At 25.9% G+C, this 5,010-nt stretch carries 5 protein-coding genes; 3 read left to right on the top strand and 2 right to left on the bottom strand.

Features of this window, described 5'->3' with window-relative positions:
- Together Q0V09_RS07525 and Q0V09_RS07520 are read right to left on the bottom strand one after the other, a co-directional pair.
- Positions 1–1,091: DNA polymerase III subunit beta (locus Q0V09_RS07525; protein WP_297488093.1), on the bottom strand; the 1,091-nt coding region annotated here is incomplete at its 3' end.
- 99 nt (positions 1,092–1,190) lie between these two features.
- Positions 1,191–2,219, bottom strand: a complete 1,029-nt coding sequence (locus tag Q0V09_RS07520) for an extracellular solute-binding protein (RefSeq protein ID WP_297406141.1) — start codon at positions 2,217–2,219, stop codon at positions 1,191–1,193.
- Positions 2,220–2,374: 155 nt separating this feature from the next.
- On the opposite strand from Q0V09_RS07520, the gene Q0V09_RS07515 reads away from it, so the two are divergent.
- The 3 genes from Q0V09_RS07515 to Q0V09_RS07505 all read left to right on the top strand — a co-directional run.
- Entirely contained in the window at positions 2,375–3,139 is a 765-nt protein-coding gene (locus Q0V09_RS07515) for an RNA methyltransferase (RefSeq protein WP_297406142.1), read from the top strand.
- A gap of 13 nt (positions 3,140–3,152) precedes the next feature.
- Positions 3,153–3,935, top strand: coding sequence for an HAD family hydrolase (locus tag Q0V09_RS07510; RefSeq protein WP_297488090.1), 783 nt, complete (start codon positions 3,153–3,155; stop codon positions 3,933–3,935).
- Positions 3,936–3,974: 39 nt separating this feature from the next.
- Positions 3,975–5,010, top strand: a 1,036-nt coding sequence (locus tag Q0V09_RS07505) for a serine/threonine protein kinase (RefSeq protein ID WP_297488087.1), incomplete at its 3' end; no start/stop codon positions are given.

The following is a 5,010-nucleotide window of genomic DNA, read 5'->3' as shown; positions in this document are numbered from 1 at the left end:
TCTCTTAAAGCAAGAGGCATTAATATATATTTATAAGAGTTATTGTCTCTTTCTGAAATCTCAAACATAGCAGATGAATTATTACCTTTTATGAAAACATTATTATCTAAGTTTTCAATAAATTCATAAAGGAATTTAATATTTAATGAGCATTTAAAATCATCACCATTTTTAATCATATCAGACTTTTGATTTATTTTAGCTTTTCCAGAAGAGGCAGAAATAGTTAGTTTTTTTCCAACGAACTCTAAAATAGCTCCATTTTTAGATTCACTACTTGTTCTAGCAACAGTTAAAACTTTTTTTAAAGAGCTTTTAAAATCACTATAACTAAATTCCATCTCTTTGCTAAAGTTATTGCCGCATAGTATTGCATCAAAATTTGGGAATGGTAATACAATTATTTTAGTTGAAAAATACGAGTCATTCCACTGGAAAATAAGATTATCACGAGAAAAACCAATACTGATATCTGTATCAATATCTTTAATTAGTTTACAAAGAATATTAACAGAATCTAAAGGAATAGAAAAATCACTTTCTATTAAGGCACTATTATCTGTTTTTAAATATGTTAATCTATATGAATCAGTTGAAACAAAAGATATTCTATCCTTTTTAAAAATAGTTCTAATACAATTAATTGCTAAGTTTTCGCTTGATTGAGCTGCTGAAAATTTAGTTTTTTCGAAATATTTGAAAAGTTCCTTTCCAGAAATTTCAGCAATAGTATGCTCAGTTGGAACTTTTAAATTTTCAGGAAAATTTTCATTTAAGAGTAAAGAAAATTCAGCTAAATGTATAGATAAAATATCATTAGTTGATGAAAGTGTTATAAATTCATCATCTAATAATTTAATGTACTCTAAAGCTAAGTTTGGTTTAAAAACAACAGTACCATTATGTTTTGTTTGGCAAGAAATAGTTTTTATATAATTAACATCAAGATTTGTTCCTGTAAAAATAACATTTCCATCAATTGATTCTATTTTCAATCCAGAAATAACAGGTTTAACTGGATTATCTTTTAAAATATTGATAAATTCAGAAAAAATCTCAATTAAATCGCTTCTTTTTATATTGAAATTCATAAGGTTCCTCCTAATAAGTCTTTTTTAAAATTATACACCAAAAACAAGACTCTTACAAGAAATAAAAAAAGAGCTAACCATCTGAGGTTAGCTCTAAGATTAATCTACTAAAATCTCTTGCCAGTATTTGTTTTGTAAGTCTAATGTGTTTTTAATATCTCTTAAGATTTGAGTGTTTTTAAGAGCATCTATTTGATACATTGGCTGAACTGTAATTAACTTTCTAGCAGGAACATTTATTGATGGTAATTTTAAATGTTCTGCAACTAATTTATAATTTTCAGGTCTATGAATAAATTCTAAAAATTTATATGCTGCTTCTTTATGAGGTGCATTTTTAAGAACAACAAATGAGTCAATGTATGATGTTCCTCCTTTTTCAGGAATAATTAATTGAGTATGCTTAAGTTGATCTGCATTTAACTCACTATAAACATTTTCAGGATAGCAATGAACAACCCAGAAATCTTCATTGGCAAAACCTTTTCCAAATGATTCTGAATCAAATTTTGCTATATTCTTTTTCCACTCTTTAACAAGATTTGCTGCTTGTGCAATTTCAGCTTCATTACTAGTTGTTTGAGAATATCCAAGAGTTCCAAGAGCAGAGGTCATAACTTCTCTCATATCATCAAGTAAAGTCATTTTACCTTTATAAGCAGAGTCGTTATAAATTGTAAAATCTTTAGGAAAATTCTTAACATATTTAGTATTTACAACAATAGCTGTAGCTCCCATAACATATGGAACAGCATAATCATTGTTTTTATCAAAATATTGCAATTTTTCCAAAACCATAGGATCTATATTTTTAAATGTAGGTAGTTTAGATTTATCAAGTTTCTCTAATTTACCTTCATTCATTAAAATTTCAGCATAGTCTGTTGAAGGAGTTAATATATCATAACCAGTTCCTCCAGCCATTATTTTAGCAAACATCTCCTCATTTGAAGAGTAGATATCTTCCACAACTTTAATTCCAGTCTCTTTTTCAAATTTTTCATAAATCTCCGTTGGAACATAATCTGCCCATCCATAAAGATATAAAATATTTTTATTATTTTGTTCTCCTTTACCACAACTCACTAAAAGAACAACTAAAGACAATAAAGCTAGTATTTTTTTCACTTAAACCTCCCAGTATATATAAAATTTTCACTAAGATATATTCTATTATATTTTGCAATCTTAGTCAAGTGTATTCTTAGTTTTATACTAGAAAATATAGATGAATTATTGTATAATTATAAGGAATGATAAAATTAAAGATAGGTGGTAATTTGGTGGAAAAAATTGTAAGTAAAGATAATGAACTTTTTAAAAAATTAAAAAAATTAAAAACTAAAAAATACAGAGACTCTGAAAGATTATTTTTAGCAGAAGGAAGAAAATTTCTAGATTTTACGGAAACTCCAAATATGATTATATTTAAAGAAGGAATAGGAGAGAATTTATTTCAAATGGGAGAAAAGCATAATTGTAGAAAAATTATCTTGCCTGAAAAATTATTTAAAGAGTTAACATCTCAAGAAAATTCTCAAGGAGTAATTATTTGTTATAATTCTAAAAAAGAAAACTTAGAGGAATTAAATGATAATATTATAGTTTTAAATAAAGTTTCAGATCCTGGAAATTTAGGGACAATAATAAGAATAGCAGATGCAGCAGGATTTAAAGATATAATTTTAACAAAGGGAAGCGTAGATTGTTACAATGAAAAAACAGTAAGAAGTACAATGGGATCTATATTAGCAATGAATATGTATTATATGGATGAAAATGAGTTAGTATTATTTTTAAAAGAAAAAGGGTATAAGGTAATTGTAACGGCATTAGAAAAAGATTCAATTGAGTATACAGATATAAAGTTAGATGAAAAGAATGCATATATATTTGGAAATGAGGGAGATGGAGTTTCAAAAGAGATTATAGCTGCAAGTGATGAAAAGATTATAATACCAATATATGGAACAGCCGAGTCTTTAAATGTAGCAATGGCCGCAGGGATTATTTTATATCAAGTTAGAAATAAATTAGAAAAAATTTAGTGGGGTGTAATTTATGATAAAGCTTATAGTAACAGATATGGATGGAACATTTTTAAATGATAAAAAAGAAATATCTTCTGAATTTTGGGATGTTTTTAAAAAATTAAAAGAAAAAAACATTAAATTTGTAGTGGCAAGTGGTAGACAGTACCAAAATCTAAAAGAGCAGTTTGAACCTATAAAAGATGAAATAATATTTGTAGCAGAAAATGGAAGTTATATAGTAGAAAAGGAAAAAGAGCTTTATTCTAGAACTCTATCTAAAGAAGCTATTGAAAAATTTGTAAACATAGGAAGAGAGATAAAAACTACTAATATAGTTTTATGTGGAAAAAAATCAGCATATATTGAAAATACAGAACCTAAATTCATGAAAGAGGTTGAAAAGTATTATGAGGAAAGAGAAATAGTTGAGAATTTATTGAAACTTCCAAATGATGATGAGATTATAAAAATAGCTTTTTGTGATTTAGATGGAACAGAAAAAAATATTTTTCCATTTGTAAAAGATGAAAAAGAGTTTCAAGTTGTAGTTTCAGGAGAGATTTGGTTAGATGTAAGTCATTTAGAATCAAATAAAGGGATAGCTTTAGATATTATAATGAAAAAATTAAATATTAATTATGATGAAGTTATGATATTTGGAGATTATTTAAATGATTATGAGATGTTAAAAAGAGGAAAATATAGTTATGCAATGGAAAATGCTCATGAGGAAGTAAAGAAAATAGCAAATTTCTTAGCTAAAAGTAATAATGATAATGGTGTTATTAGAGAGAAAAAAAAATTATTTTAAAAATAAAAAAAATAGGAATAAAACAATAAGGAGGAATAGATGAAAAAAATAATATTACTCCTTTTGTTGTTGTTTGGAATAAATTGTTTTGCACAATATGACTTTCCAATGAAAAATCCGTATGTTGCAACAATACTAGGAAGTTCAAAAATAATGACAAAGGGAGTACCTAAAAAAATACCCACAGAAGAGTTTAAAATAATAATAGATAAAAATAGAGAGATTCCAGCGAATTTATGGTATGAGAAAGGGTTTAAATTTTCTTTAAATAAGCAAAAAAAGAAAGCACCTTTAATTTTTGTACTTTCAGGAACAGGTGGAGCTTATAATTCCACAAAAACTCAAAATTTTGCAAAAATATTATATAATGCAGGATATAACGTAGTAAGTGTATCATCAGCTTTTAATAACAATTTTATTTTAAATGTTTCAAATAGTAAAGTTCCAGGAGTGTTACTTCAAGATGGACTTGATTTATATAAGGCAATGGAGTCTATGTTAAATACAATAAAAAAAGATGAAAAAATAGAGATAACAGATATTTATTTAACAGGGTATAGTATGGGAGCTACGCATTCAGCAGTAGTGTCATATTTAGATTCGAAATATAAAAAATTTAATTTTAAAAGAGTATTTTTAATTAATCCATCAATTAATCTATATTATTCAGCAACAGCATTAGATGGAATGCTTATAAATAATATAAATAATAGAGGAGATATTGGTGATTTAGTACAGACTGCTGTGGAAAAGCTTAAAAATAATATATCTGCTTCAGATTTAAAAATATCAGAAGAAAGTATTTATTCGATTTTTGAAAAACATGAATTAACAAATAAAGAGATGCAAAGTTTGATAGGTCTTGCTTTTAATTTAGTGTCAATAGATATAAATTATTTAGTAGATCAACTAAATAATACTCATGTATATTCAAATACAGAACCTGGAAAATTTAGTAATATGTATCCATATTTTAAAAGTATAAATTTTGCAACATTTAGTGACTATTTAGAAAATTTAGCATATCCTTATTATGCCCAAGTTTTAGGAGGGAATTTAAAATTTGATGATATAG

Source organism: uncultured Cetobacterium sp. (genome assembly GCF_947039425.1).
Taxonomy (GTDB): domain Bacteria; phylum Fusobacteriota; class Fusobacteriia; order Fusobacteriales; family Fusobacteriaceae; genus Cetobacterium_A.
Note: the sequence above shows the minus strand (reverse complement) of the source record. Positions and strands in the feature narration are given on the sequence as shown.

What these genes read in the sequence shown, in the direction of transcription:
- Q0V09_RS07510 (WP_297488090.1), top strand. Translation starts at nt 3,153, where the DNA reads ATGATAAAGCTTATAGTAACAGATATGGATGGAACATTTTTAAATGAT.